21 protein-coding genes and 2 tRNA genes are annotated in these 23,739 nt (G+C 26.4%); 12 read left to right on the top strand and 11 right to left on the bottom strand.

Annotated features, from left to right (window positions below; all coding sequences use genetic code 11):
• Nucleotides 1-362: 362 nt before the first annotated feature.
• Nucleotides 363-2,123, top strand: coding sequence for a CASTOR/POLLUX-related putative ion channel (locus R4K56_RS11115; RefSeq protein ID WP_335772842.1), 1,761 nt, complete (start codon nucleotides 363-365; stop codon nucleotides 2,121-2,123).
• 46 nt (nucleotides 2,124-2,169) lie between these two features.
• Here R4K56_RS11115 and R4K56_RS11110 read toward each other — a convergent pair whose 3' ends face one another.
• From R4K56_RS11110 to R4K56_RS11100, 3 genes are all read right to left on the bottom strand, one after another.
• Complete coding sequence (locus tag R4K56_RS11110; protein WP_335772841.1) at nucleotides 2,170-2,514, bottom strand: ankyrin repeat domain-containing protein; 345 nt, start codon at nucleotides 2,512-2,514, stop codon at nucleotides 2,170-2,172.
• Nucleotides 2,515-2,609: 95 nt separating this feature from the next.
• Nucleotides 2,610-2,683: transfer RNA gene (locus R4K56_RS11105), tRNA-Ala, on the bottom strand.
• 27 nt (nucleotides 2,684-2,710) lie between these two features.
• Nucleotides 2,711-2,784 (bottom strand) — tRNA-Ile (locus R4K56_RS11100).
• A gap of 159 nt (nucleotides 2,785-2,943) precedes the next feature.
• Here R4K56_RS11100 and R4K56_RS11095 point away from each other — a divergent pair.
• Both R4K56_RS11095 and R4K56_RS11090 read left to right on the top strand, forming a co-directional pair.
• Complete coding sequence (locus R4K56_RS11095) at nucleotides 2,944-4,260, top strand: AI-2E family transporter (protein ID WP_335772840.1); 1,317 nt, start codon at nucleotides 2,944-2,946, stop codon at nucleotides 4,258-4,260.
• A complete protein-coding gene (locus tag R4K56_RS11090) occupies nucleotides 4,261-4,788 on the top strand; it encodes an SRPBCC family protein (RefSeq protein WP_335772839.1) in 528 nt (175 codons plus the stop codon).
• 101 nt (nucleotides 4,789-4,889) lie between these two features.
• On the opposite strand, the gene R4K56_RS11085 is transcribed toward R4K56_RS11090, so the two are convergent.
• Entirely contained in the window at nucleotides 4,890-5,222 is a 333-nt protein-coding gene (locus R4K56_RS11085) for a winged helix-turn-helix transcriptional regulator (RefSeq protein WP_297298322.1), read from the bottom strand.
• Nucleotides 5,223-5,344: 122 nt separating this feature from the next.
• Between R4K56_RS11085 and R4K56_RS11080 the strand changes: the two genes are divergently transcribed.
• Together R4K56_RS11080 and R4K56_RS11075 are read left to right on the top strand one after the other, a co-directional pair.
• Nucleotides 5,345-5,899: a flavodoxin family protein gene (locus R4K56_RS11080; RefSeq protein WP_335772838.1), complete on the top strand. Its 555-nt coding sequence runs from the start codon at nucleotides 5,345-5,347 to the stop codon at nucleotides 5,897-5,899.
• Nucleotides 5,900-5,982: 83 nt separating this feature from the next.
• Complete coding sequence (locus tag R4K56_RS11075) at nucleotides 5,983-6,942, top strand: DUF2156 domain-containing protein (protein WP_335772837.1); 960 nt, start codon at nucleotides 5,983-5,985, stop codon at nucleotides 6,940-6,942.
• Nucleotides 6,943-7,692: 750 nt separating this feature from the next.
• On the opposite strand, the gene R4K56_RS11070 is transcribed toward R4K56_RS11075, so the two are convergent.
• The 3 genes from R4K56_RS11070 to R4K56_RS11060 are packed head-to-tail and all read right to left on the bottom strand — an operon-like array spanning nucleotide 7,693 to nucleotide 11,186.
• Nucleotides 7,693-9,069: a sodium ion-translocating decarboxylase subunit beta gene (locus R4K56_RS11070; protein WP_335770599.1), complete on the bottom strand. Its 1,377-nt coding sequence runs from the start codon at nucleotides 9,067-9,069 to the stop codon at nucleotides 7,693-7,695.
• A 27-nt stretch (nucleotides 9,070-9,096) separates the two neighbouring features.
• Nucleotides 9,097-10,899, bottom strand: a complete 1,803-nt coding sequence (locus tag R4K56_RS11065; protein WP_335772836.1) for a biotin/lipoyl-containing protein — start codon at nucleotides 10,897-10,899, stop codon at nucleotides 9,097-9,099.
• 38 nt (nucleotides 10,900-10,937) lie between these two features.
• Nucleotides 10,938-11,186 carry an OadG family protein gene (locus R4K56_RS11060; RefSeq protein ID WP_335756626.1) on the bottom strand — a complete coding sequence of 83 codons (249 nt, stop codon included), beginning with the start codon at nucleotides 11,184-11,186 and terminating at the stop codon, nucleotides 10,938-10,940.
• Nucleotides 11,187-11,345: 159 nt separating this feature from the next.
• Here R4K56_RS11060 and murI point away from each other — a divergent pair, with 159 nt between their 5' ends.
• Nucleotides 11,346-12,155, top strand: a complete 810-nt coding sequence (murI, locus tag R4K56_RS11055) for a glutamate racemase (protein ID WP_335772835.1) — start codon at nucleotides 11,346-11,348, stop codon at nucleotides 12,153-12,155.
• Between the two features lie 9 nt (nucleotides 12,156-12,164).
• Here murI and R4K56_RS11050 read toward each other — a convergent pair whose 3' ends face one another.
• Together R4K56_RS11050 and R4K56_RS11045 are read right to left on the bottom strand one after the other, a co-directional pair.
• Nucleotides 12,165-13,577, bottom strand: a complete 1,413-nt coding sequence (locus R4K56_RS11050) for a VWA domain-containing protein (protein WP_335772834.1) — start codon at nucleotides 13,575-13,577, stop codon at nucleotides 12,165-12,167.
• Complete coding sequence (locus R4K56_RS11045) at nucleotides 13,564-15,150, bottom strand: AAA family ATPase (RefSeq protein ID WP_335772833.1); 1,587 nt, start codon at nucleotides 15,148-15,150, stop codon at nucleotides 13,564-13,566. Before R4K56_RS11045 ends, R4K56_RS11050 begins: the two co-directional genes overlap by 14 nt.
• A 124-nt stretch (nucleotides 15,151-15,274) precedes the next feature.
• Here R4K56_RS11045 and R4K56_RS11040 point away from each other — a divergent pair, with 124 nt between their 5' ends.
• Nucleotides 15,275-15,889: an HAD family hydrolase gene (locus R4K56_RS11040; RefSeq protein WP_335756622.1), complete on the top strand. Its 615-nt coding sequence runs from the start codon at nucleotides 15,275-15,277 to the stop codon at nucleotides 15,887-15,889.
• Between the two features lie 49 nt (nucleotides 15,890-15,938).
• Here R4K56_RS11040 and R4K56_RS11035 read toward each other — a convergent pair whose 3' ends face one another.
• Together R4K56_RS11035 and R4K56_RS11030 are read right to left on the bottom strand one after the other, a co-directional pair.
• Complete coding sequence (locus R4K56_RS11035) at nucleotides 15,939-16,871, bottom strand: hypothetical protein (RefSeq protein WP_335756621.1); 933 nt, start codon at nucleotides 16,869-16,871, stop codon at nucleotides 15,939-15,941.
• A gap of 449 nt (nucleotides 16,872-17,320) precedes the next feature.
• On the bottom strand, nucleotides 17,321-18,277 hold the full coding sequence (locus R4K56_RS11030; RefSeq protein ID WP_335773101.1) for an alpha/beta hydrolase: 957 nt from the start codon (nucleotides 18,275-18,277) through the stop codon (nucleotides 17,321-17,323).
• 134 nt (nucleotides 18,278-18,411) lie between these two features.
• Here R4K56_RS11030 and R4K56_RS11025 point away from each other — a divergent pair, with 134 nt between their 5' ends.
• The 5 genes from R4K56_RS11025 to R4K56_RS11005 all read left to right on the top strand — a co-directional run.
• Nucleotides 18,412-19,539, top strand: a complete 1,128-nt coding sequence (locus tag R4K56_RS11025; RefSeq protein ID WP_335773100.1) for a glycosyltransferase family 4 protein — start codon at nucleotides 18,412-18,414, stop codon at nucleotides 19,537-19,539.
• A 96-nt stretch (nucleotides 19,540-19,635) separates the two neighbouring features.
• On the top strand, nucleotides 19,636-21,513 hold the full coding sequence (locus R4K56_RS11020; protein ID WP_335773099.1) for an AMP-dependent synthetase/ligase: 1,878 nt from the start codon (nucleotides 19,636-19,638) through the stop codon (nucleotides 21,511-21,513).
• Nucleotides 21,514-21,618: 105 nt separating this feature from the next.
• Nucleotides 21,619-22,329, top strand: coding sequence for a 23S rRNA (guanosine(2251)-2'-O)-methyltransferase RlmB (rlmB, locus tag R4K56_RS11015; RefSeq protein WP_335773098.1), 711 nt, complete (start codon nucleotides 21,619-21,621; stop codon nucleotides 22,327-22,329).
• Between the two features lie 149 nt (nucleotides 22,330-22,478).
• Nucleotides 22,479-22,844 carry a hypothetical protein gene (locus R4K56_RS11010; protein ID WP_335756885.1) on the top strand — a complete coding sequence of 122 codons (366 nt, stop codon included), beginning with the start codon at nucleotides 22,479-22,481 and terminating at the stop codon, nucleotides 22,842-22,844.
• A 31-nt stretch (nucleotides 22,845-22,875) separates the two neighbouring features.
• Nucleotides 22,876-23,739: DUF6115 domain-containing protein (locus tag R4K56_RS11005; protein WP_335773097.1), on the top strand; the 864-nt coding region annotated here is incomplete at its 3' end.

Raw genomic sequence — 23,739 nt, 5'->3', positions numbered from 1 at the left:
AAGTATATCAAAATTAGTTTTTATATTGTTATTATTTTCTGTGACTAGTCCACACCCCCTACTTCTTTTGCCGACGCTCTGCGTGCCGTAGGCTAAACCCGAAGAACCTATATCCTTCGACAGGCTCGGATACGCTTCACTAAAGACTGCATTTTTGACACAAATCTTGTTTTTACTTCACATTTCAAACAAAACTTAATAATATTTTATACTATTAATAAACAAAAATTACATTTACAAAAAAGTAAAAATTCATAAAATATTATTAATAATAAAAAATGTTATTTCAGTTAAAAATATTTTGCAATTTTAATTTAGTCAAGTATAATCTTTTATATAATTAAGTTATGGAATAGAGTTGTATGATAAAAGATATATCTAATTATATAAAATATAGAATAGACAGAATGTTGAACAAGGGGCTATTCTATCAATTAATGCTTTTAGTATTTGCAATAATAATATTACTTTTGACAGTTTCTATATTTATAATAGTAGCATTCAAATACCCTCCAAAACAAGCATTTTGGGATAGTTTGATGCAATTCATTGACACAGGAAATATATCTTCTGTAGAAGGCAATACAGGCATAGTAATTACATTTTTATTAGTTACATTTGTTGGTGTATGCGGCTGGGGTTCTCTTATAGCTATGATTAATAAAGCTTTACAGGATAGAATTAACAATCTTAGTAAAGGTAATGCATTCATAATGGAAAAAAATCATGCTATTATTTTAGGATATGGTGAAGAAGCTTTAACTATAGTTGAAGAATTTATTATGGCTAAAGTGAAAACTATAATAATATTGTCTGAACACAATGTTGATGTAATAAGAAAAAGAGTATCTTTTATCAAAGGATATAAAAATACAAACATAATAATAAGAGAAGGTACTACAAGCAGAATAGAAAATATAAAATTACTTAATATAGGAAAATCATCAAGCATATCAATAATAAATAATGATGATACTGAATCTTTGAATATACTTTTAGCATTAAAAAAAATTATAGAAGAAGATAAAATAGATAAAAAAATTAATATATGTGTTCTTGTACATGAAGAAGATACGATTGAAATTATTAAATCCATTGAAGATAAAAATTTTGTTATTCATGTAATTTATAAATATGAGATATTATATAAACTTATAGCACAAAGTATTATATATACAGGTTTAAGCAATGTTTATGAGGATTTATTTTCAAATGACGGAAATATATTTTGCATAGAAAACGAACATCATTATGAAGATTATAGTTTTAAAGATGCAGCTTTAAAATATTTAGATAAAGGTATGATATTACTCGGAATAACTAAAGAAGATAGAAGTCAATTATTAATACCTAATTATGATTATGTTATTAAAAAAGAAAATAGATTGGTATTCTTATCAAGAAATGATAATGATGATTCTGTTAAAGAATATACAAATATAAAGCCTAGTATAATAAAATATAAAAATAATATATTATTAATATGCGAAGAAAAAAGATATGTAGAAATAATAAAAGAAATTTCTGAATATATAGAAAATCACAGTATTACAATGTTAAGTTATGATTCAATAAAATCAGAAAGAAATAAATATAAATTCATACTTGAAAAATTAAAAAAAGAAAATACTACCAAAATAGTATTAATATCAGAAGACAATATAACAGATGTAAAAAGCATAAATGTGCTATTAATAATAAGACAAATAATCAGAAAAGAAAATTTAAATATAGCTATATTATCTTTATTAAATTCAATACAAAAAAGAAATTTAATATATTCAGATGATGTAAGAGATTTTATAGTAAGCGGTAAACTTATAGGTATGCTTATGGCTCAAGCTTCATTAAGTTCAAATATATTATATATTTTCTGCGGTTTATTAAGTAAAAATGGAAAAGATATAATAATGTCGCCTTACGCTGATTACTTTAATGAATCAAAAAGCTTTAAAGATGTGTATTTATATTTTATACAAAAGAAAACTATTTTAATAGGTGTCAAAAGATATAACGATGTAATTCTAAACCCTAATTATGACACAATGCTAGACAATAAAGACGAAATAATAATAATAACCAATTATGTTTTAGAAGATGAAAACGAAGAACTAATATATTAAAACTCTAATTAATATTTTATAATAATAAAAAATTATAAAATATTAATTATTGAATTAACTTAAGTATATCAGGGTGATTGTTTTGTTTAGCATAGAATAAAGCATCATTTCCATATTTATTAACAATAGATTTATCAGCATTAGCTTTTACAAGAATCTCCACTACTTTAATATGCCCTTCCATACAAGCTAATATAAGAGCAGTATTTCCAACATCATCTTGTATATTAACATTAATATTTTTCTCAAGTATTTTTTCTACAACATCTTCATCACCAAAAATAGCAGCATCTAAAAGAGTTTCTTCATCTTGAGTTAAAGAATATAAATAATTACAAGGAATAGATATTAAAGAAATAATCATTACAAATATAAGTATAATATTTTTCATAAATAACCTCTCACTATTGAGTGATAAAATTATTAGTTAATAAAACAAAAACTATCCTTTGAATTAACTCTAAGGATAGTTTTTATAACTTAATGTGGAGGTTATGGGGATCGAACCCACGACCTACTGCGTGCAAGGCAGTCGCTCTCCCAAACTGAGCTAAACCCCCGTATGTATCTTAAAGAACCTGAGCGTGTGGGCCTGGGAGGAATTGAACCACCGACCTTTCGATTATCAGTCGAACGCTCTAGCCATCTGAGCTACAGGCCCTTTTAATCATCAACGATATGGATAGTATTATAACACCAAACGAAAAAATAGCAAGTGCTTTTTTAAAAAAATTACATTTTTTTATAGTTTCTATATAAAAAATGTTGTAAAAAAAACATTTACACTATATTATACTAAAAAACAAAGAGAATTAATATTATGGTTATAGGAAAAATTTTTTTTAATAAGGAAAAAAATAAAGAAAACTCATTAACTCATAATAAAATATTAGTTAATGGAGGGGAAATATTATTAGTATTAATAATATCTTGTGCATTTTTTTATTTTTGCTATTTAATTAGAGGAATAATTAACCCTATAGTATTATTTATAATATTAATATCCGCTTTAATACCTTTTTGGAAATATATATGGGCTAAGGCTTCAATATTCTTAATAGTATGTCTATTTACTTTATGGGTAATAAAAGAAGCGGGTTATTTAGTGGCGCCATTTATTTGGGGTATATTTATTGCCTACTTATTCGACCCTCTTATAACTAAAATGCAGCATAAAATTCCTAGAATAATAGCTGTATTATTAATTTTTATCCCACTTTTAATATTAGCTATAATATTTTTTATATTTATTCTTCCAAGAACAATAGAAGAAATGGAAGTAATATCAAGAAGTCTTCCTGAATATGTTGATAAAATATATAATTCCATATCATCTTTATTGATTTCTATATCAGAAAAATTGAATAGAACTGTTGGAAAAAGTTTTGATATAGATATGGCAATAGATGCTGCAACAATAAAAGATTTTTTATTTGGCACTAATGGTATAGCTACTTTAATTTATAAGAAATTTATTGATTTTAGATTTCAGAATATTTCAAGCATAACATCTATATTTAGTATAATATTCTCATATTTTGTAATACTTCCATTTGTAACATTTTATTTGATGTTGGATTTTCAAAATATAAAAGATAAAATTATAAAAATTATACCAATGAGATGGCAAACATCTATTAATGAAATCATTAAAAAGTCTAATTATATAATAAATAGCTATGTAAGAGGTATGACAGTACTAGCTATATCATTTTTTATAATAAGTTATATATTGCTTTCTGTAACTAATTCTAAATATGCATTTATACTAGCATTATTAAGAGGCTTACTCAATTATATACCATTTATAGGGCCATTTGCAGCTTTTATTGTAGCATTATTATCAGGTATAATCACAGAGCCTGTATGGTGGCAAGGAGCCTTGAAAATGTGTATAATATATGGTTTGATACAAATATTAGATTCCGGATTAATGGCTCCTAAAATATTAGGAAAATCAGTTCAAATACACCCTATTGCAGTAATGTTTAGTACTATAATAGGCGGAGTATTATTTGGCTTTTTAGGTGTATTATTTGCTGTACCTTTTTGCGGTATAGTTCTTTTGATAATACAAAACTTTTTTAATAAATACTATCGTTCAAAATTTTATACTTTAACTAAAAAAGGACAATAAATGTTAATATATTTAGTACCAATCTTTATAATTTTACCCTTAATTTTAATGGCAGTAATGATTTTTCTTCCAACATTTATAGGAAAGAGAATACCACCTTCATTTACAAAAGAAAAAACAGAAGTATTCAATATACCTAGAAATGAATTATATCATTTATTAATAGATTATGAAAACTACCCTGCTTGGCTAAAATACATTTCTATAGTGCGTGTTGAAAAAATAGGACAAGATAAATTAAAAATAATGCAGACTTATTCAAACAGAAGAACTTATCAAGAACTTATTGAAGTAAGAAGAATTGAAAACAGTGAAATATCTATGGTAAAAACAGAGAATGAATATACTGCTTTATGGACTTATATATTGGAAGATGCTGAGAATAATAGAACAAGATTAACTGTTAAAGAAACTATGTATGTATATCATCCATATTTAAGATTTATGCTCAAATATGTACTTATAGATGAAAATGGTAAAGGTGATTTATTTAGAAGAATAAGAAGTTTTATAAATAAGAATAAATAATATTTTTAATACAGAAGATAATATATAAAAGCGAGATGAAGTCAGATATATGGCAGCACATATGTAACTTTATTCTACTCGCTTTTTATATTTACTTTTCACTATTTTCTATTCTTCTCACCCCAAACACATATAGCATCTAATATTGGTATTAAAGATTTACCTCTTTTAGATAAACTATACTCTACTTTAGGCGGTATTTGAGGATATTCTTTTCTGCTTACTAAATCATCTTTCTCTAATTCTTTTAATGATAAGCTTAATGTTTTATGAGATATATTAGATATTATTCTCTTTAATTCATTATATCTTACAACTTTTAATTCTGACAATATATATAATATTATCATTTTATATTTTCCAGATATTAAAGACATTGTATATGCAAAGCCTGTATCTTCCATATATTTTTCTTTTAAATCATCTTTTTTCATAAATTATCCTTCTATACTTTACTTTTAGTTAGTATATAACATTTTTGTTAGTACTTGATAATAATAATATATAACAATATAATTATAATATCAATAATAATTTACTATATAGGAGTAAAAAAATGAAAAAAATATTAATATTAAATGGAAGCCCTAGACTAAATGGTAATACTTCTGACTTGATAGAAGAATTTACTAAAGGTGCTAAACTCAATGGAAATGAAGTAATAAAATTTGATTTAGACAGAATGAATATACATTGCTGTAAAGGCTGTTTAAAAGGCGGTAAAAACACTGATAGTCCTTGTTCTCAAAAAGATGATATGGATAAAATATACCCATATTATAAAGAAGCTGATATAGTTGTATTAGCTTCTCCAATGTATTATTGGACTTTCTCTGCTCAATTAAAAATGGTTATAGATAGATTATTTGCTGTTACAGAAATAGACCCGAATTATAAAACTCCATACAAAGAATGTTTTATGTTAATGGCTGCAGAAGGAAATGATGAAAATAATTCTAAACCTGTTATAGAATATTATAAATATCTATTAAATTATCTTGGCTGGAAAGATTTAGGACATTTAATAGTTGGAGGCGTGCTCAACATTGGAGATATAAAAGGAAATGAACAAGCAGCAAAAGCATTTGAAATGGGTAAATCTGTATTGTAAGCTTTAATATAGCATTTACATTAATTAATTTTAATGTATAATTGAACGTTAATAATTTTAAAATTTTAAAGGATAAAAAATATATGCTTAATTTTGAGCCTATTTCATTAGAAAAACAGGAACTTTATCATAAATATTTCTCTATAACGCCTAAGCAATCTGCTGATTATACATTTATGAATCTGTTGGGATTAAAAGATATATATATGCTTGAATGGGCATTTACTGAAAAATTAGTTTGGATAAGACAAAAATCTCCTTACACAATATATTGGGCACCTGTAGGTGATTGGTTCAATGCGAATTTTTGTAATGATTTTAGCCCTTGTGAAATTTCTGGTGAAACTATAATAAGAATTCCAAAAGAACTTGCATTATTTTGGGAAAAGACTACAAAAATAAAGGTAAAAGAAACTAGAGATGAATGGGAATATCTATATGATTTCAATGAATTAACTACCCTACCTGGTAAAAAATTTCATAATAAAAAGAATTTATATAATCAATTTATAAAAAATGAATTTGAATATAAATCAATAGATAAAAGTATTGTGCATGATATACTTGATTTTGAGGCTAAATGGGAAGAAGATGAGAAAAAAAATAATGATGCATCTCAAATAAATGATGCCGAAGAATGCGAGGCTTTTGACAGTAATAAACTATTATCTCATGAAGTTAGAGCTGAAGCAGACACTATAATGATAAGAACTTTGCTTGATAATTGGGATAATATAAATAATATCATTGGAGGAGCTATTTATATTGATAGCAAAATAGTAGCTTACACCATAGCCGATTTAAGTATGAGAGATACTATAGTAGTTCATTCAGAAAGAGGAGATAGAAATTATAAAGGCACATATCAAGCTATAAACAGAATGTTTTTGGAGAATTTAAAAAACTATATAAATGATTATGAAAGATTTAAATTCGTTAATAGAGAACAAGATGTTGGAGATTTAGGTTTAAGAAAGGCGAAAATGTCTTATAATCCTGTTGGATATATAGAAAAATATAAAGGTTTCTGTACAGATTTCTAATAAAACAAAATAAAATCTGCTCATTCTATTATTCTTAATAAAATGGGCAGATAATTCTTATTTACACAAAAATCAATATACTTTATCAAAAATAAATTTGAAATTATTATATAGCTTTGCTTACCGTTAATCAGACAGCATGAAGCTCTGTGTGCTTACACAATACTACACTTCTTTTCAACAGAAGGAAGTGCTACGACCGTAGAGAATACCTGATGAAGTCCACATTTAGGTGTAGCGTATGGAAGGCTTCCCAAAAAGAACAATATAAAAATTGATAAAGTTAAAAATTTTTAGTATATACCTAAACAATTATATTTTGTCAAAAATAAATTTATATTTTTGTTTTTATATCTGGGGCTTTGCCCCAGACCCTAGTTCTTTTATTGGTATAAAAGAACCAAAAAAACTGCATTTTTAGTCTAAATCTAGGTTATACCCTACATTTAATACATATATTTTTAATATAAAGTTCTAGTAATTGCGTTTTCGCAAAGCGTATCCGAGATTGTTGAGGATATAGCAACTTTGACGAAGTCCGCAGAGCGTGTGCTGCAAAAAAGTTGATAATATTACATAATGTGCAGTAGTCGGCAAAATGAAATTGTTTCAGTATATACTATAAAATAATAAAGCTAATTTATATTTTATTTATTAAATATTTGTAATAATAAAATATAAAACAATAAAAAAGGTGCATAATCTAAAAATAGATTTGCACCTTTTGAGTTTTATATTATTTAATATTTATTAACCAAGTATAGCTAAAAGTACACCAGCAGCAACTGCAGAACCAATTACTCCTGAAACGTTTGGACCCATAGCATGCATAAGTAAGAAGTTATGAGGGTTAGATTCCTGTCCAACTTTATTAGCAACTCTTGCAGCCATAGGAACAGCTGATACTCCAGCAGCTCCGATTAATGGATTGATTTTATCTTTACTGAATAAGTTCATCAATTTAGCAAGAAGTACTCCGCCTGCTGTACCCATAGCAAATGCTATTAAACCTAATACCAATATACCCAATGTTTCAAAACGTAAGAATTTATCAGCAGCTAATTTACTGCCAACAGATAATCCCAACATTATTGTAACGATATTGATAAGTTCATTTTGAGCAGTTTTAGAAAGTCTTTCAGTAACGCCAGATTCTTTAATTAAATTACCAAACATTAAAGCACCAATTAATGGAGCAGCATCTGGCAATAATAAAGCAACAAGTATTATAACAGTAAGAGGGAAAATGATTTTTTCTCTTTTACTAACAGGACGAAGCTGTTTCATCTCAATTTTTCTTTCATTTTCAGTAGTAAGCCATTTCATAATAGGAGGCTGTATTATAGGAACTAAAGCCATATAAGAATAAGCAGCAACCGCAATAGCACCCAATAAATGAGGAGAAAGTCTTGAAGCTGTAAATATAGCTGTAGGACCGTCAGCACCTCCGATAATACCTATTGAAGCAGCATCTTTTAATGTGAAAGAAATTACTGGTATATATGTAGATATTATCATAGCACCTAATAAAGTACCAAATATACCTATTTGAGCAGCAGCACCTAATAAAGCTGTTTTAGGGTTAGCAATAAGCGGTCCAAAATCAGTCATAGCACCAACACCAATAAAGATGAATAATGGGAATAATCCTGATTCAATACCAAATGAATATATTTGACCTAAGAATCCTCCGCTGCTTAAAGTTACTGGAAGACCATTAATAACTTCAACAACAGGCAATGCCGCAATATTTGCTATAGGAATATTAGCTAGTATTCCGCCCATACCTATAGGAATAAGAAGTAATGGTTCAAATCCTTTAGCTATAGCAAGATATACTAAAAGCAAACCTACACAAATCATTATAGCATTCTGCCATAGAGGAGCAGATTTTACTTTTATATCATTTAATTTAGTTTGATATTTTTCTTGTTTACTTTTTTCAGCTTTAGCCTGAGCAGCAGCTATTTCTTGTTCGCTTCTAGGGAAGAATCCGCCAAAAGCTGTATTTCTTACTAAAGAAATAAGTGAATCTTTTATATTAATAGGTTCCTCAGCACTTTCTTGCGGCAACACAACTGATGCTGTCATAAAGATAAGTGCAAATACTAAAAATACTTTTCTCATTCTTTTTTATCTCCTTAAAATCAGCTATTAACCTACTATAGCCAATTCTTGACCAGCAACTACCGCGTCACCAGGTTTAACTTTTACTTCTTTTACAACTCCATTAGCTGAAGATTTTATTTCTACTTCCATTTTCATAGCTTCTACAACTAAAATAGTAGAACCATCTTTAACTTGTGTACCTACAGGAGCAACTATTTTTAATACTGTACCAGGTAATCCAGCTGTTATAGGGGTAGCAGAACCGCTTGAAGCAGGAGCAGCTGATTGAGCAGCACCAGCAACTATACCATCTTTAATAGTATAATCATAGCTTACGCCATCAACTATAGCTCTACCATTTTCTATTTTTACACCATAGCTAGAACCGCCAACTGTAACAGTAACTTCATTGCTAGTAGCTTTAACGCCTTCAGAAGCACCGCCAGCATTTTTTCTAATACCAAGTTTAGCTTCGCCTTTAAGGAATTGAATACCTTTTTCTTTACAAGCAGCAGCTATAAATACATTTTCATCTGAAAGATCTGTAATACCTGCATCTTTTAATGCTTGTTCAGCAGCTTTTCTACCTTTTTTAGGATTTTTATCATCTATATCCATAGCTAATTCAGTAGTAGGCTGTAAACCTAATTGTTCGCTAGCTATTTTTACTATTTCTGGATCTGGTGTAGATGGAGTTTTACCAAAGTAACCTAATACCATTTTACCATAACCATCAGCTATTTTCTTCCAATTACCTTGCATTACATTGTTAAATGCTTGTTGGAAATAGAATTGAGATACTGGAGTTACAGAAGTACCAAAACCGCCTTTTTTAACTACTTCAGTCATAGCTCTAATAACTTCTGGGAATCTATTCATTACATTAATATCTCTCATCATTTGAGTATTAGCTGTTAAAGCACCGCCAGGCATTGGAGCAAATGGAATCATAGGTTCTACTGTTCTACTTTCAGGTGGTAAGAAATAATCTTTCATACAATCTTTGAATACTTCTTCAGCTTCTCTGATTTTATCTATATCTATGTTAAGACTATATTCTGTACCTCTTAAAGCATGCCACATAACTATAACGTCTGTTTGACAAGTACCGCCTGATACTGGAGCTGCTGAAAGGTCTATACAATCAGCACCAGCGTCTAAAGCTGCTCTATACTGAACTGCACCTATACCAGCTGTTTCATGGCTGTGCATTTGTATTTGTATATCTTTACCTAATATTCTTCTAGCTTCTTTTATTGTATCATAAACAACTTGAGGAGTTGCTGTACCAGAAGCATCTTTGAAACATACTGAGTCAAAGTCTACTTGATCTTTAATTTGAGTTAATACTTTACCATAGAATGCAGCATCATGTGCACCTTCACATCCTGGAGGAAGCGCCATCATAGTAACACATACTTGGTGTTTCAATCCTGCATCTTTAATACATTTACCGCTGAAAATAAGGTTATTAACATCATTTAAAGCGTCAAAGTTTCTAATTGTTGTAATACCATGTTTTTTAAATAGATCAGCATGTAATTTAATCATTTCTCTAGGCTGAGATTCCAAACCTACTACGTTTACACCTCTTGCTAAAGTTTGTAAATTAACATTAGGACCTACTGTTTTTCTGAATGTATCCATTACATCAAATGCATTCTCATTATTATAGAAGAATGCACTTTGGAATGTTGCTCCACCGCCGGATTCAAAATATGTAACACCAGCATTAACGAATGCTTCTACTGCTGGCATAAAATCTTTAGATAATACTCTAGCACCATAAACAGACTGGAATCCGTCTCTGAATGCTGTTAGCATAAATTTTACTTCTTTTTTAGCCATTCTTTTATATCTCCTTTTTTTATAAAAAAAACTTACTATTATTTAGACTTATTGCTATGAACATGTGCTAAAGCAATTGCTATAGCTACCATTTTATCATTGTTTACCGCTTGAACCGGTGCAGGAGAAGAACTAGATTCTTCCTGAGCAGGCGGCATCATTTTGTCTACTTGAGCTACAACAGCACTAACGACTTTCATAAAGAAAACCAATATAATCAAGAACAATACAACAACGCCCATACCTATTAGCATTATCTGTATTGCTTCCATAATACTACTGTTCATCAAAAATACTCCTGTTGTGTAAATTTTTAATACTGCATTATACACTATTTTTTACTTAATACAAGTAAATTTATTACAAAATATAACTTTTATTTCACAATATCATTGACTTTATGGAAATAGTAAATATAATAAAAATAATCAACTATGGAGTTTATTATGTTTACTAATTCTATGCCAATAGCTGTTTTTGATTCAGGATTTGGAGGTATAACTGTATTAAAACAATTATTAAAATTATTGCCTAATGAGAATTATATATATCTTGGAGATAATGCTAATATACCTTATGGAAGTAAACCTAAAAAACAAATAATAGAATTAACTTCAAAAATGGTAGACTTCTTAGTTAAACAAAATTGCAAAATAATAGTAATAGCCTGCAATACTATAGCTGCTTCAACTTATGATATATTAAAACAAAAATATAATACTCCTATAATAGAAGTGATATCTAATGGAGCAATAGATGCTGTCAATAATACACAAAATAATAATATATCAATAATGGCAACAGAATTTACAGTTAATTCAAAAGCATATATAGAAAAAATAAATGAATACAATAAAAATATAAAAATTACTCAAGTAGCTTGTAAAGAATTATGCCCTATGATTGAAAATGATTGGAATAGTCATGATAATAGATTTGAAGTACTTGAAGATTACTTAAAAAATATTGATTCTGATTCTGATACTTTAATTTTAGGATGCACTCACTACCCTCTTATAATTAATGATATAAAAGAAGTATTGAAATCTACAAATAATTCTATAAAAAATATAATAGACCCTGCATATCATACAGCATTATCAGTAAAAGAGTATTTAGAAAACAATAATATATTAAATGATAATCATCAATATTTAGATATATATACAACTGAAAGCATTCAAAAAGAATCAAAATTAATAAACATGATTTTGCCAAGCAATATATATTATACTCTTAAATACGCCAATCTATAATAACTGTATTTAATATATAGATTTTATTCCATTATCTATATCAAATATCCAATGTTTATTAAACACCTTTTTATATGAATAGCCAAATGGAAATTTCCCTATAGATACAGCAAAAAATTTATTACCATTGTTTTTTTGTTTATTGCATATCTGTACTAAATTATCTGCAATATCTTCCATTATAAAGTCAGATAATACTAAAACATCAGCATTTTTGAAACTTGAAGTATTCATTATTCTATTTGCCTCATAAAGTGCTTTATATATATCAGAACCTCCATGATAGCTAAGTTTTAAAAATTTTATTAAATCTTCAATTCCATTATTTTTAGAGAATCTGCAAGTATATATTTCAGTACTGAAGTTAATCAAATAAGCATTTCTATTTTCTGATAAAGCCTGCATAACCATTTTAAACATTATAGCCTTGGCAATATATTCGCTAATACCTTTCATAGAACCGCTCGTATCTATACATATAATCATGTCGCCTTTACCGTCCTTATATCCAGCTCTAACCATACTTTGTTCATTTTCATTGAATACATAAGCACTTTTATCAAAACACATAAGCCTGTTTTCTATATATTTTAATTTGAATAACTTTTCACTGTCCTCATTGCATAAAAGCGAAAGTTCTTCTGGTACAACATTTTCAATATCTTTAGAAAAATATATGCCTACAATCTCTTCTTTAGAACTTATTTTTTTATTTGTATGAGAATAAGTATTTTTAAATTCAACATTTTTTATAGCCTTATCAGCATCGATTCTTCGTCCCATAGCATCACATATAATATCTATGTCTTTATATTCATTAATAAAATTTACCCATCTATACAATAAAGAAATATCTTCTTCTTCAAGCTCTCCTACTCTAAAATCCCATAAGACTCCTGTTTTTATTCTCAAGATATTTGACATATATTTTAATTTTTTGATTAGATGAATCCAGGATTCTATATCAGAAATAAATTTATATCTCTTTTGTTTAACAGTATTAACAAGCCATTCATTATTTTTTTTATTATAAGTTTTTTCCCATAAAGAAATAAGATTATTTTTTATAATATCAAGATTATCAATATTATCTAATTTCTCATTCCAAAAATTAATATCAATATTATTTGACAAAATACTAATATTACTCAAATCATTTTTTATATCTTCTTTTGTAATTTTCTTTTTTTTATCTTTTAATTTTTTTATAGATATTTCTAATTCTGTTTTATTTTCTTCATAAGGATTATTATTATTTATAAATTCGTTTAAATCTTTTTTCCATTTTGTTATTTTTACTTCAAGTTCTTCTTCTAATCTGCTGTCTTGTAAATTATTAAAAGAACCGTTAAAAACTCCTCTGGCAATAGTTTCAGTTTTTTTTATTTCATTTATATAAGAATCGTAATCAAATTGTTTCATGATTTTCTATTTCGCTTTTTAATCTTTCTGCATTTAATTTTTCGCTTTCAAGATTATTTATATAAGAATCAAACATATCAATAAATATATTAAAATTTTCTTCTGATATAAATATACTTTTTGATGATAATTTATTTGAATCAAAATCATTTTTTAAATTTGTTATTATATTTTCAATGCTTGTTATTAAAGAATCTATAAGAGTCAAATATGTTTTTTTGGTTTCCTCTTTTACCTTTTTTGAAGAAACTTTTTGCATATAATAATCTGGTTCTATATCAATTAAGAATTCATAATTTCTTGATAATTTATTTGATACAAAACCGTTAACTGAAGTAGCTGAATTGATTTCTACAGTGCATTTTTCTGTGCCGTTAAAATTGCATCTAAATTTCTTTGTCTGATTTCTTGATATGTCTAATGGATAAAAGTATCCTTTTTTATTTAACTGTTTTATAGGTATATAAATCATCGTTTCACCTTTATTACCATATTCATCAATATTTATATTTAAAGTTGCTGTAATATAAGGCTTATCATCAATGTTTTCTGTATCATAAGTTTTTTCTAAATTATAAAATTCATTATCAATATTTTCTTGAATATTATTTAAACTTTCTCTCCAAGAATTAATATCTTTATTATTGAAATTGTATGATGTTCTAATAGCATTCTCTACTATCTTTTTTACTACATCAATATGTTCATCTAAACTCCATAAACAATTAGAAATTAAAAGAGTTTCATAAATATCTACTTCTTTTTTATTGTTTAAATATGTAGCTATTTTTAATAAATAAGAAATATGCTGCCATCTTCTATCGGATACATATATTGCTATATCTTTGTTATCTTCATTAAATTTTTCTATTGAAAGTTTTATATGATGAATAATATCAATGACAGTTGATGATAGTTTTATATTATTAGCTTCTTCTCTTATTTTTACCCATTCATCATTAGAAATTTTTAAATCATCATCAATACTTATATATGAACTAGAGTCTGTATTTTGCAGTATCTTCTCGAAATTTTCCTTATTCTTCATAGGACTTACAAGCAAACGCATAATGAATCTATCATATAAAGCCTCAAGCCCTTGACCTTCCGGAGGTGTTTCATTACTTGCTGAAATCAATGCCTTTAATGGTACTTTTATTTCTTCAGCACCATTTTTGAAAACTCTTTCATTTATTATAGTCAAAAGTGTATTAAGTATAGCCGGAGTACTTTTCCAAATCTCATCTAAAAATGCAAAATCACTGTCAGGCAAATAACCTTCTATTTTTCTAATATATTTATCTTTCTTTAATTCTTCCAAACTTATAGGGCCGAATATATCCTCAGGAGTACTAAATCTTTGCATCAAATATCCAAAATATTTTGAATCTTTAAATGCTGATGAAACTCTTTTTGCTATGAAACTTTTTGCAGTTCCGGGAGGGCCGTATAAAAATACTGGTTTGCCTGCAATAGCACTAAGGAAAGTTAATGCTACAATTTCTTCTCTCTCATAAAGTCCTTGTGATAGTAAGTTAATAATTTTTTCTATTCTTGATTTAGTATTTTTCATAGTTTATTTTTATAATTTTTATCTGTAGATTATTTTATAAAATTATTATATCATTTTTAATGTAAATTGGAATTCTTTATTTTAATATGATATAATCATCTAAAAATTATAAATGGAAATAAATATGCTAAACTCTGAAAAAATAAAATTACTAATATTCGATATGGACGGAACTTTAATAGACAGTGCATATATAAATTATTATTCTTATTACAATGCTTTAAAAGAATTTAATATAGAATTGGATAAAGACTATTATTATAATGAATGTTTTGGTTTGCATTATAAGATATTTACAAGCAATATTTTAAAATTAAATAATATTCTTGATAAAAATAAGGCTGAATTTGATGAACTTGTAGAGAAAATACATATTAGAAAAGAAGAAATATATTTGGAAAATCTTAATCTAGTTAATGTTCACCCATTTGTATTGGAAACTTTGCTTGATAATAACAACAAAAATAACAGAAAATATACTGCATTAGCCACAACTGCTTCGCCTAATGGAGTTTATGGAATATTGAAAGAATTCCAGCTTGAAAAATTATTTGATTTAGTTCTTACAGGAAATGATATTGAAAAGAAAAAGCCAGACCCAGAAATATTTTTTAAATGTTTTAATCATTTTAATGTAGAAGAAAATGAAAGTATCATATTTGAAGACAGCGAAGTTGGATTAAAGGCTGCAAATCAAACTAATGCTTGGGTTATAAAAATAGAAAAATGGTCTAAATAAAATATAAAAAATTGCTGATATAATTATATCAGCAATTTTTTATAAATAATTATTTTTTATTTTTTAAAAATTTACTAAAAAACATAGTAATAAATCCATTAGACCAACTAAATATACCAATCTTTATTGATATAATTAGATACTTAAAAAAATTCATTTTTTTATCAGATGAAAACTCTATACTCATATCATCATAATCTAAATTTTTTTCAAAGTATCCATGATGAAAATTAAATTTATGATATCCCGTACCATCAAATCCTATATTATTTGTAAAAGATTTTTTTGAAGGCCAAACACATAATTTTTTTCTTTTATACATATAAAATGAATAATAAATATCCCATAAATTATTTTGAATATAAAAATTATCCTTAACAGATTTTTTTATAGCGAACAAATGAAACCAAGAAAAAACGCCTCCTAATATTTTATGTTTAATACTTTTATTATACCAAGAAGTATCGCATGTATCCCAGTTTATATTATTCCATTTACTCTTCCAAGTACCCCAACCCCAGCTATGAAAAGCGTATGTAAATATAACATCATATTTATGATTTTTAGTAGCATGTTTATGCGAGAATGCTGTTATAGCCATAACGTCTTCATCATCTCTATAATAATTCAAAGCATTATTCATAAACTCAAGAAAATATTTATTTGTTTCGATATCATCTTCCAATCCTATAAAATATTCATGATTTTTAAATATTGTATTTACAGCATTAACAGTAGAATATTTTATACCTAAATTTTTTTCAGCTTCATATATGTATACATTTTTAAAACCATCTTTTACAGTTTTAAGATACTTCCTAAGTTCAGAAACAGACTTTTCATCTTCTTCTTTGCTAGGAGCATCTGAAAATATATATAAATCCGTATCAATTGCTAAATTATTTTTCTTTAATGCTTCAATTACTCTTTTTGTATGTTCTATTCTATTATATACAACTAATCCTACAGGTGCTAAATTCATAAAAACTCCTTTAATTTTATATATGACTTTTTGATAAATAAATTGATTTTAGAACTGAGATATTTATTAAATAAGATACATATTAAAAAGAGTTATTATTTTTACGTTCTGAAAATACATATCAAAATATATTATTTCATTTTTAATTATCAAATAATATATTGAATTAATACGATATATTTTTATTATTAGACTAGCTAGAAAAAAATCTTGCAAAGCCAATAGAGGCTTTGTATTATAAAAAATAGAATATATTTTACAGTATATTAATGAGTTTTGAGTTTTGAGTTTTGAGTTTTGAGTTTTGAGTTTTGAGTTTTGAGTTTTGAGTTTTGAGTTTGTGTTCCATAATAGAAATATTATATTTTATTTATATAATTTGTCAATATGATAATAACTATACTGCATAAATAATTAAATTTGCAGTATAGTTAATATTTTAATAAAAATTATTTTTTATATTTGTTTATAAAATTTTCAACTACATCAAACATATCTTTAGTCCAAAACTGCCAATCACCATGATCAGCATCTTTTAAAGCATAAAATTCATATACTCTATTTTCTTCTTTTAATTTGTCAGCTAAAATTTTACTTTGATTAAAAGGTACTAATTTATCACCTGTACCATGTGCTAAAAGTATAGGAGGCAAGTTTTTAGCTTTTGAAATCTCATAATAAGGACTTATTCTTTTAGCTTCTTCTGGAAAATCATAAACATTCTTTCTTCCTATTAAAATACCTTCTGGACTTTCAGCATCTCCTGTAGTTGAACCTAAAGGATCATTTCTCATTTCAAGCAAATCTGTAGGAGGATAATAAGATATAATTGCATTCATATTTGGTATTGTATTATCATTTTCATTTAAAGGTATTGCTGTAAATAATGCAGTATGTCCGCCTGATGAATCTCCCCATACAAATAAATTGTTTGTATCAGCATTATATTTATCAGCATTATCAATCATAAATTTAATAGCATCTCTTGTATCTTCTATCTGGGCAGGAAAAACTGCTGTATCGCTTGGTCTGTATTCAACTATAGCAACAACATATCCCCTTCTTGCAAAATCTCCTAAAGCTACCAAATTTCTATATACATTCTGCTTTCTCCATGCCGAACCTTGTATATAAACAACTAAAGGATATTTAGCATTGGTATCTACAAATAATAATCTTGGAATCATTATCTGTAAAGTTAAATCAGTATTATCTTTTTTAGCATAAACAACATTTGGAATATATTCTATATTATAACGACTATTCTTTTGTTCAAATGTTGTACTTCCATCTTCATTTGTAGATGTTATTATAGTATTCTCCATATTACTCCCTGTACTATTATTTGAATTACTGCATGAAACAAATATAATCAAAAAACTTAAAACTATCAATATATTTCTCATTTATTAAACTCCTGTATGTAAAAAATAACGTGTTTATATTTACATATTATAATAGTTTATAAAAAAAATCAATAAATAAAAATAAATATTTATATAGCTTGTAAGATTATAAAAAATAAATTATTATAAATCAAATGGATAAAAAGATAAAAAAATTAGCTATATTACATCCAACCTTTGGATATAACGGCGGTGCTGAAAATGTTATACTTTCATTTTCTAAATACTGTCATTCTATTGGTATAGATATAACTATTTATACTTACAAATTAAGAGAAAATATTGAAAGCTATATTAAACAAGTCAAAACAGATATAACATTAAATCCATTTATTTTTAATAAAACAGCAAAAATGTTAGCTAATGAATTAAAAGATTATGATGCTGTATTGATACACAATTTTCCAGCTACAATATTTTATGGACTTGCATTAAAATACGCTGAAAAAAACAATATAAAATTACCTAAAAGTTTTTGGTACTGTCATGAACCAAGTGTCAGACTTTATGGCTATGATGATGAAAGTTATAAAAGACTTCAAAAAACTTTGGATATAATTGCAAGATATACTATGCATTTGGATAGATTTGGAGTAAGTAAAATAGATTATATAATGTCAAATAGTTTAAGAACTTCTGAAGGAATAAAAAGAGTTTATAATAGAGAATCCGAAACTATATATCCATGCATTACCAATACAAAAGAAATAATTAGTCCTAATACTGGAAAATATTTTGTATATATAGGAAGAATTGAAAAACCAAAAAATATAGAGAATGCTATATTAGCTTTTAAGTCATTATTAGAAAAAATTGATGATAAAGATTTAAAATTCATAATAGCAGGAAAAGGCAGACATGAAAAATATTTAAAAGATTTAGTACAAAAAATAAATGCTGAAAATAATATCATTTTCAAAGGATTTGTATCTGAAGAAGAAAAAGAAGAATTATTGAATAATAGTTATGCTTTAGTAATGCCTGCTGTAAATGAACCATTTGGGCTTACAGTTATAGAAGCATTGTATTTATCATGCATTTCAATAATATCAAATAAATCTGGAGTTTATGAAGCTGTAAAGGATTGTTCTGTATGCTGCAATATGGAAATAAACAATGAAATTACTGATGCTATGTTATTAGTATATAAAGATATAAATATAAAAAATAAACTTCTAAATGCATCAAAACCAATATTAAACAATTTTACAGTATCAGAATACAGTAAAAACGTTATAAAATACATTGAAAATCACTTGTAATATTTCTAATATGTATTATAGTTATAATTAACTACTTTTTTGTCGTGAAAATAGTAAAGATTAATTATATTATCATTTAAATATATTGGAGATTTTATGAGAAATTATACCTCTATACCTAGTGCTTTTTTTGAAACAGTAAAAAATATGGCACAAAGTCCAGCCTATAGATATAGAAATAACAATAATGAAAAAGTTACAATTACATACAAAAAATTATATGATAAAGTAAATGCTGTTGCTAAGGCTTTTGAAGTAAAAGGACTTGCACAAAAACATGTAGCAATATTCTCTGAAAATAGAATAGAATGGTTTATATCTGATATGGCTCTTTTAACATTAGGTTCTGCTGATGTACCTAGAGGTATAGATTCTACTTCTGATGAATTGAATTATATAATAGAACATAGTGAAGCTGAAGCTGTACTTGTAGAAAATAAATATGTATTTGATAAAATAAAAAAACATCATAATGATTTATCTTTAATAATATTTTTAGATAGTTCTATGCATGACCCAGATAAAAATATTTATTCATTTGATAAGTTTGTAGAATTGGGAGAAGAACATTTACAGAATGATGAAAATTTTGCTATAAATAAGGCTTCTAAATTAACTAATGAAAGTACAGCAACTATAATATATACTTCAGGAACAACAGGAAAGCCTAAAGGTGTTATACTTACACATGGAAATATACTTCATAATGTTAGAGTATTACCGGATATAATTAAATTGCAGCCCGGAGAGAAACTTTTAACTATTCTTCCAATATGGCATATTTATGAAAGAACAATATCTTATGTAACTGCTATAATAGGTTGTTTTACTGCAATTACAAATAAAAGATATTTAAAAAATGATTTTACAGAAGAAAAACCAGATATATTCATTTCGGTACCTGCTATATGGGTTAATATATATAATACTGTAATGAAAAATATTGACAGAAAAAAGCCATTAGCAAGAAAAATTGCTAAATTCTTAATAAACAGATCAATAAGATATATTAGAAGTGTAAGATATCAAAACAATTTAGTTTATTTACTTGGCGATGAAACTAAAGAATCTAAAAAAGCAGAATACAGCATTGGAATGTTTGATCCTATATATCATAAATTGGCAAAAAAAATGGTTTACAGCAAAATAGTAGAATTAACAGGCGGTAAAATGCGTCTTACTATATCAGGCGGCGGTGCTTTACCTATGTATATAGAAGATTTTGTTGAAGCTACTGGAATAAATTTAGTTGTTGGTTGGGGAATAACTGAAACATCACCTGTTGTAACATTAAGATCTCCATATAAAAATTACAGAGGAACATGCGGAGCTCCTATACCAGAAGTACAAATAGAAGTTAGAGATAAAAATGGAAATATTTGTCGAGATGGTGTTATGGGAGTTTGTTATATAAAAGGGCCTAATATATTTAAAGAATATTATAAGGATCCTGAATTAACTGCTCAATCAAAAATTGACGGATTTTTCAATTCTGGAGATTTAGGAACATATACTCAGGAAGGAGAAATAGTTTTAACAGGAAGAGCTAAAGAAACTATTGTACTTCTTACTGGTGAAAATGTTGAGCCTCAGCCTATTGAAAATAAAGCTATGGAATCTCCTTATATTTCACAGATTATGCTTGTAGGACAGGATAAAGCTTCAACTGGTGCCATAGTTGTAATTAATAAAGAAAATATAAAAGAGCATTTTGATAAAGAAAAAATAAGTTATGATGAAAAATCTTTAGTTTCTTCAAAAGAAGTTTATAAACTAATAAGAAGTGAATTAGACAATCTTATTAATTATAAAAATGGATTTAGACCTTACGAAGCAATAGCAAAACTTATCATTACTGATGAAGAATTCACTATAGAAAATGGACTTCTTACTCAATCTTTAAAAATAAAAAGAGCTAATGTAATGGAAGCATATAAAGATAAAATTGATGCTTTATATGATAAAGTAAAATAAAATATATTATTTATTTTCAAAATTAAGTTTTATTTCTTGCAATAAAAATAAATTAAAATATATTATAACATTAGTATACATAAAAGATTTTAGGAAATATTAATTATGTTTATAACAAGTAAAAATGCAATAGTAGAAGCTATATCAAAAGATTTAGTAGAAACTTTATATATAAAATTTCCAATATCAAAAAGAGAAAAAGATATTGTAAAACTTGCTGAAAAGAAGAAAGTAATAATAAAAAATGTAGATAAAAATGAAATGGAAAAAATAGTAGGCAAAGTATATTCAATAGCTGCAGATATTAAAGAAAATGCTGAAATAGGTTTAGAAAGTTTTTTAGATAAGGCATTTGAAAGAAGAGAAAATCCATTAATTTTTATATTAGATTCTATAACAGATGTTCATAATTTAGGAGCTATTATTAGAAATGCTTACTTCTTTGATGTTGCCGGCATTATAATACCTAAAGATAATTCTGCCCCTATAAATGAAAAAGTTTATGAAATATCTGCAGGTGCTGCTTATCATTTACCTATATCCATAGAAACTAATCTTAACAGAGTTATTGATTTTATGAAGGATAAAGGATTTTGGATATATTATGCCAGCGAAAAAGGAGAGACTTCTATTGAAGATTTTAAGTTCAACTCCCCTACTGCCATAATACTTGGAAATGAACATAGCGGAGTAAGAGATATATTAAAAAAGAATTCTGATGGAAGCATAATTATAAATGCTGCAAATGATTTTGATTCATTAAATGTTTCAGCAGCATCAGCAATTATAAGTTATGCTTATTCAATATATAAATAAATATTATAATTTTATTTTATTAATACAATTTTATAATGTTTTAAATTATAGATAAATTATTTTTTTACTTGCAATAATAGTAAAAAATGTATATATTAGATGTATAGGATATAAAAATTTAAGGCATATTATTATATGGAGATTTAAAAATGCCTATATCACCTTTGGATTTACAACAATTATATATGCAGCAATCGCATATAGGACGTATGGAACATACTAGAATGGCAGCCAAAACCATTGCTATGCAGTCCGAGGATAGAGATATACATAGAGATTCTTATATAAAAGATTCTACTGTTGTGAAATCAGAAAATATCTCTGATGAAACAAAGGTTAAAGAAAAGAAAGATGAAGAACAAAGACCTAAAGATCAAGGTTATATGTCCTATAGAAAGAAAAATAAAAAAAGAACTGCTGACATTGATAATAATGAAAACAAAAACACAATAGAAATAGAAGAAGTTACTGCTTCAGAACAAACTAAAGGTTCTAAAATAGATCTTCTAGGTTGATTATTAATTAAATTATAAAGAAATTCTAAATATGCAAATTTTTATTAGTATAATAATTAATGTAATTATATTAGCTGTTACCCTACCGCTGTTCTATATATATATAGTTTCAAAGGCTAGAGAAAGATTAGAAAAAGAAACTGTTTCTAAAGCTAGAGAAGAAATTGAAGCTTTAGTAAAAGAATTTAACAATATAGCATTATCAAGAATATCTATATTGGAAGATGCTATTACAAGAGCAAACAAATTAGCTAAAGATTTAAATGTACAAGATACTGTTGCAATAAATAATAATATAAAAAAAGATACTGAAGAAGTAAAAGAGGTTAAGAAAGAAGAAATAAAAAAAGAAGAAGTAATAATAGAAAATAAAGCTGAAACACCACAACCTACAGAACAAACAATAGAACAAAATGAAAATGTTGTAATTGATGCTAATAATATTCAAAAGAAAAAACTTGATATAAGAGTAGATGATGAAAATGTAAAGACAACAGTAAAACCTGCCTCTGCTGAAAAAAAAGAATCTAAAACAGATAATGCATCTGCTTCTAATAAAGAAACTACAAATACTGCTGAAGTAAAAAAAGATGAAAAGAAAGTTACTAAAAAGAACAATATAGACACAGCAATAAAAGCCATAGATGATAAAGCTAAACAAGAGGCTTTGGAAAGATTAAGAAGTAAATTAGATAAAACTATTAAAACTAAAATGTCTATTTATGATAAAGATGAAAAGAAATCATCTAAAACAATAGATGATAGTGATACAGATTCTGACAAAAATGCTAATATAATAAAACTATACAAAGAAGGCTTAACAAAAGAAGAAATTGCTAAAAAATTAAAATGCTCTATCACAGAAATAGATATAGTTATAGATTTAGAAATAGAA

Origin of the sequence: Brachyspira pulli (assembly GCF_036997785.1) — a bacterium.
GTDB classification, from domain to species: domain Bacteria; phylum Spirochaetota; class Brachyspiria; order Brachyspirales; family Brachyspiraceae; genus Brachyspira; species Brachyspira pulli.
The sequence above is the reverse complement of the archived record's forward strand: the minus strand, read 5'-3'. Positions and strand labels throughout refer to the sequence as shown.

Coding starts and splice junctions, on each gene's coding strand:
- R4K56_RS11115 (WP_335772842.1), top strand. CDS start 363: ATGATAAAAGATATATCTAATTATATAAAATATAGAATAGACAGAATG.
- R4K56_RS11110 (WP_335772841.1), bottom strand. CDS start 2,514: ATGAAAAATATTATACTTATATTTGTAATGATTATTTCTTTAATATCT.
- R4K56_RS11095 (WP_335772840.1), top strand. CDS start 2,944: ATGGTTATAGGAAAAATTTTTTTTAATAAGGAAAAAAATAAAGAAAAC.
- R4K56_RS11090 (WP_335772839.1), top strand. CDS start 4,261: ATGTTAATATATTTAGTACCAATCTTTATAATTTTACCCTTAATTTTA.
- R4K56_RS11085 (WP_297298322.1), bottom strand. CDS start 5,222: ATGAAAAAAGATGATTTAAAAGAAAAATATATGGAAGATACAGGCTTT.
- R4K56_RS11080 (WP_335772838.1), top strand. CDS start 5,345: ATGAAAAAAATATTAATATTAAATGGAAGCCCTAGACTAAATGGTAAT.
- R4K56_RS11075 (WP_335772837.1), top strand. CDS start 5,983: ATGCTTAATTTTGAGCCTATTTCATTAGAAAAACAGGAACTTTATCAT.
- R4K56_RS11070 (WP_335770599.1), bottom strand. CDS start 9,069: ATGAGAAAAGTATTTTTAGTATTTGCACTTATCTTTATGACAGCATCA.
- R4K56_RS11065 (WP_335772836.1), bottom strand. CDS start 10,899: ATGGCTAAAAAAGAAGTAAAATTTATGCTAACAGCATTCAGAGACGGA.
- R4K56_RS11060 (WP_335756626.1), bottom strand. CDS start 11,186: ATGAACAGTAGTATTATGGAAGCAATACAGATAATGCTAATAGGTATG.
- murI (WP_335772835.1), top strand. CDS start 11,346: ATGTTTACTAATTCTATGCCAATAGCTGTTTTTGATTCAGGATTTGGA.
- R4K56_RS11050 (WP_335772834.1), bottom strand. CDS start 13,577: ATGAAACAATTTGATTACGATTCTTATATAAATGAAATAAAAAAAACT.
- R4K56_RS11045 (WP_335772833.1), bottom strand. CDS start 15,150: ATGAAAAATACTAAATCAAGAATAGAAAAAATTATTAACTTACTATCA.
- R4K56_RS11040 (WP_335756622.1), top strand. CDS start 15,275: ATGCTAAACTCTGAAAAAATAAAATTACTAATATTCGATATGGACGGA.
- R4K56_RS11035 (WP_335756621.1), bottom strand. CDS start 16,871: ATGAATTTAGCACCTGTAGGATTAGTTGTATATAATAGAATAGAACAT.
- R4K56_RS11030 (WP_335773101.1), bottom strand. CDS start 18,277: ATGAGAAATATATTGATAGTTTTAAGTTTTTTGATTATATTTGTTTCA.
- R4K56_RS11025 (WP_335773100.1), top strand. CDS start 18,412: ATGGATAAAAAGATAAAAAAATTAGCTATATTACATCCAACCTTTGGA.
- R4K56_RS11020 (WP_335773099.1), top strand. CDS start 19,636: ATGAGAAATTATACCTCTATACCTAGTGCTTTTTTTGAAACAGTAAAA.
- rlmB (WP_335773098.1), top strand. CDS start 21,619: ATGTTTATAACAAGTAAAAATGCAATAGTAGAAGCTATATCAAAAGAT.
- R4K56_RS11010 (WP_335756885.1), top strand. CDS start 22,479: ATGCCTATATCACCTTTGGATTTACAACAATTATATATGCAGCAATCG.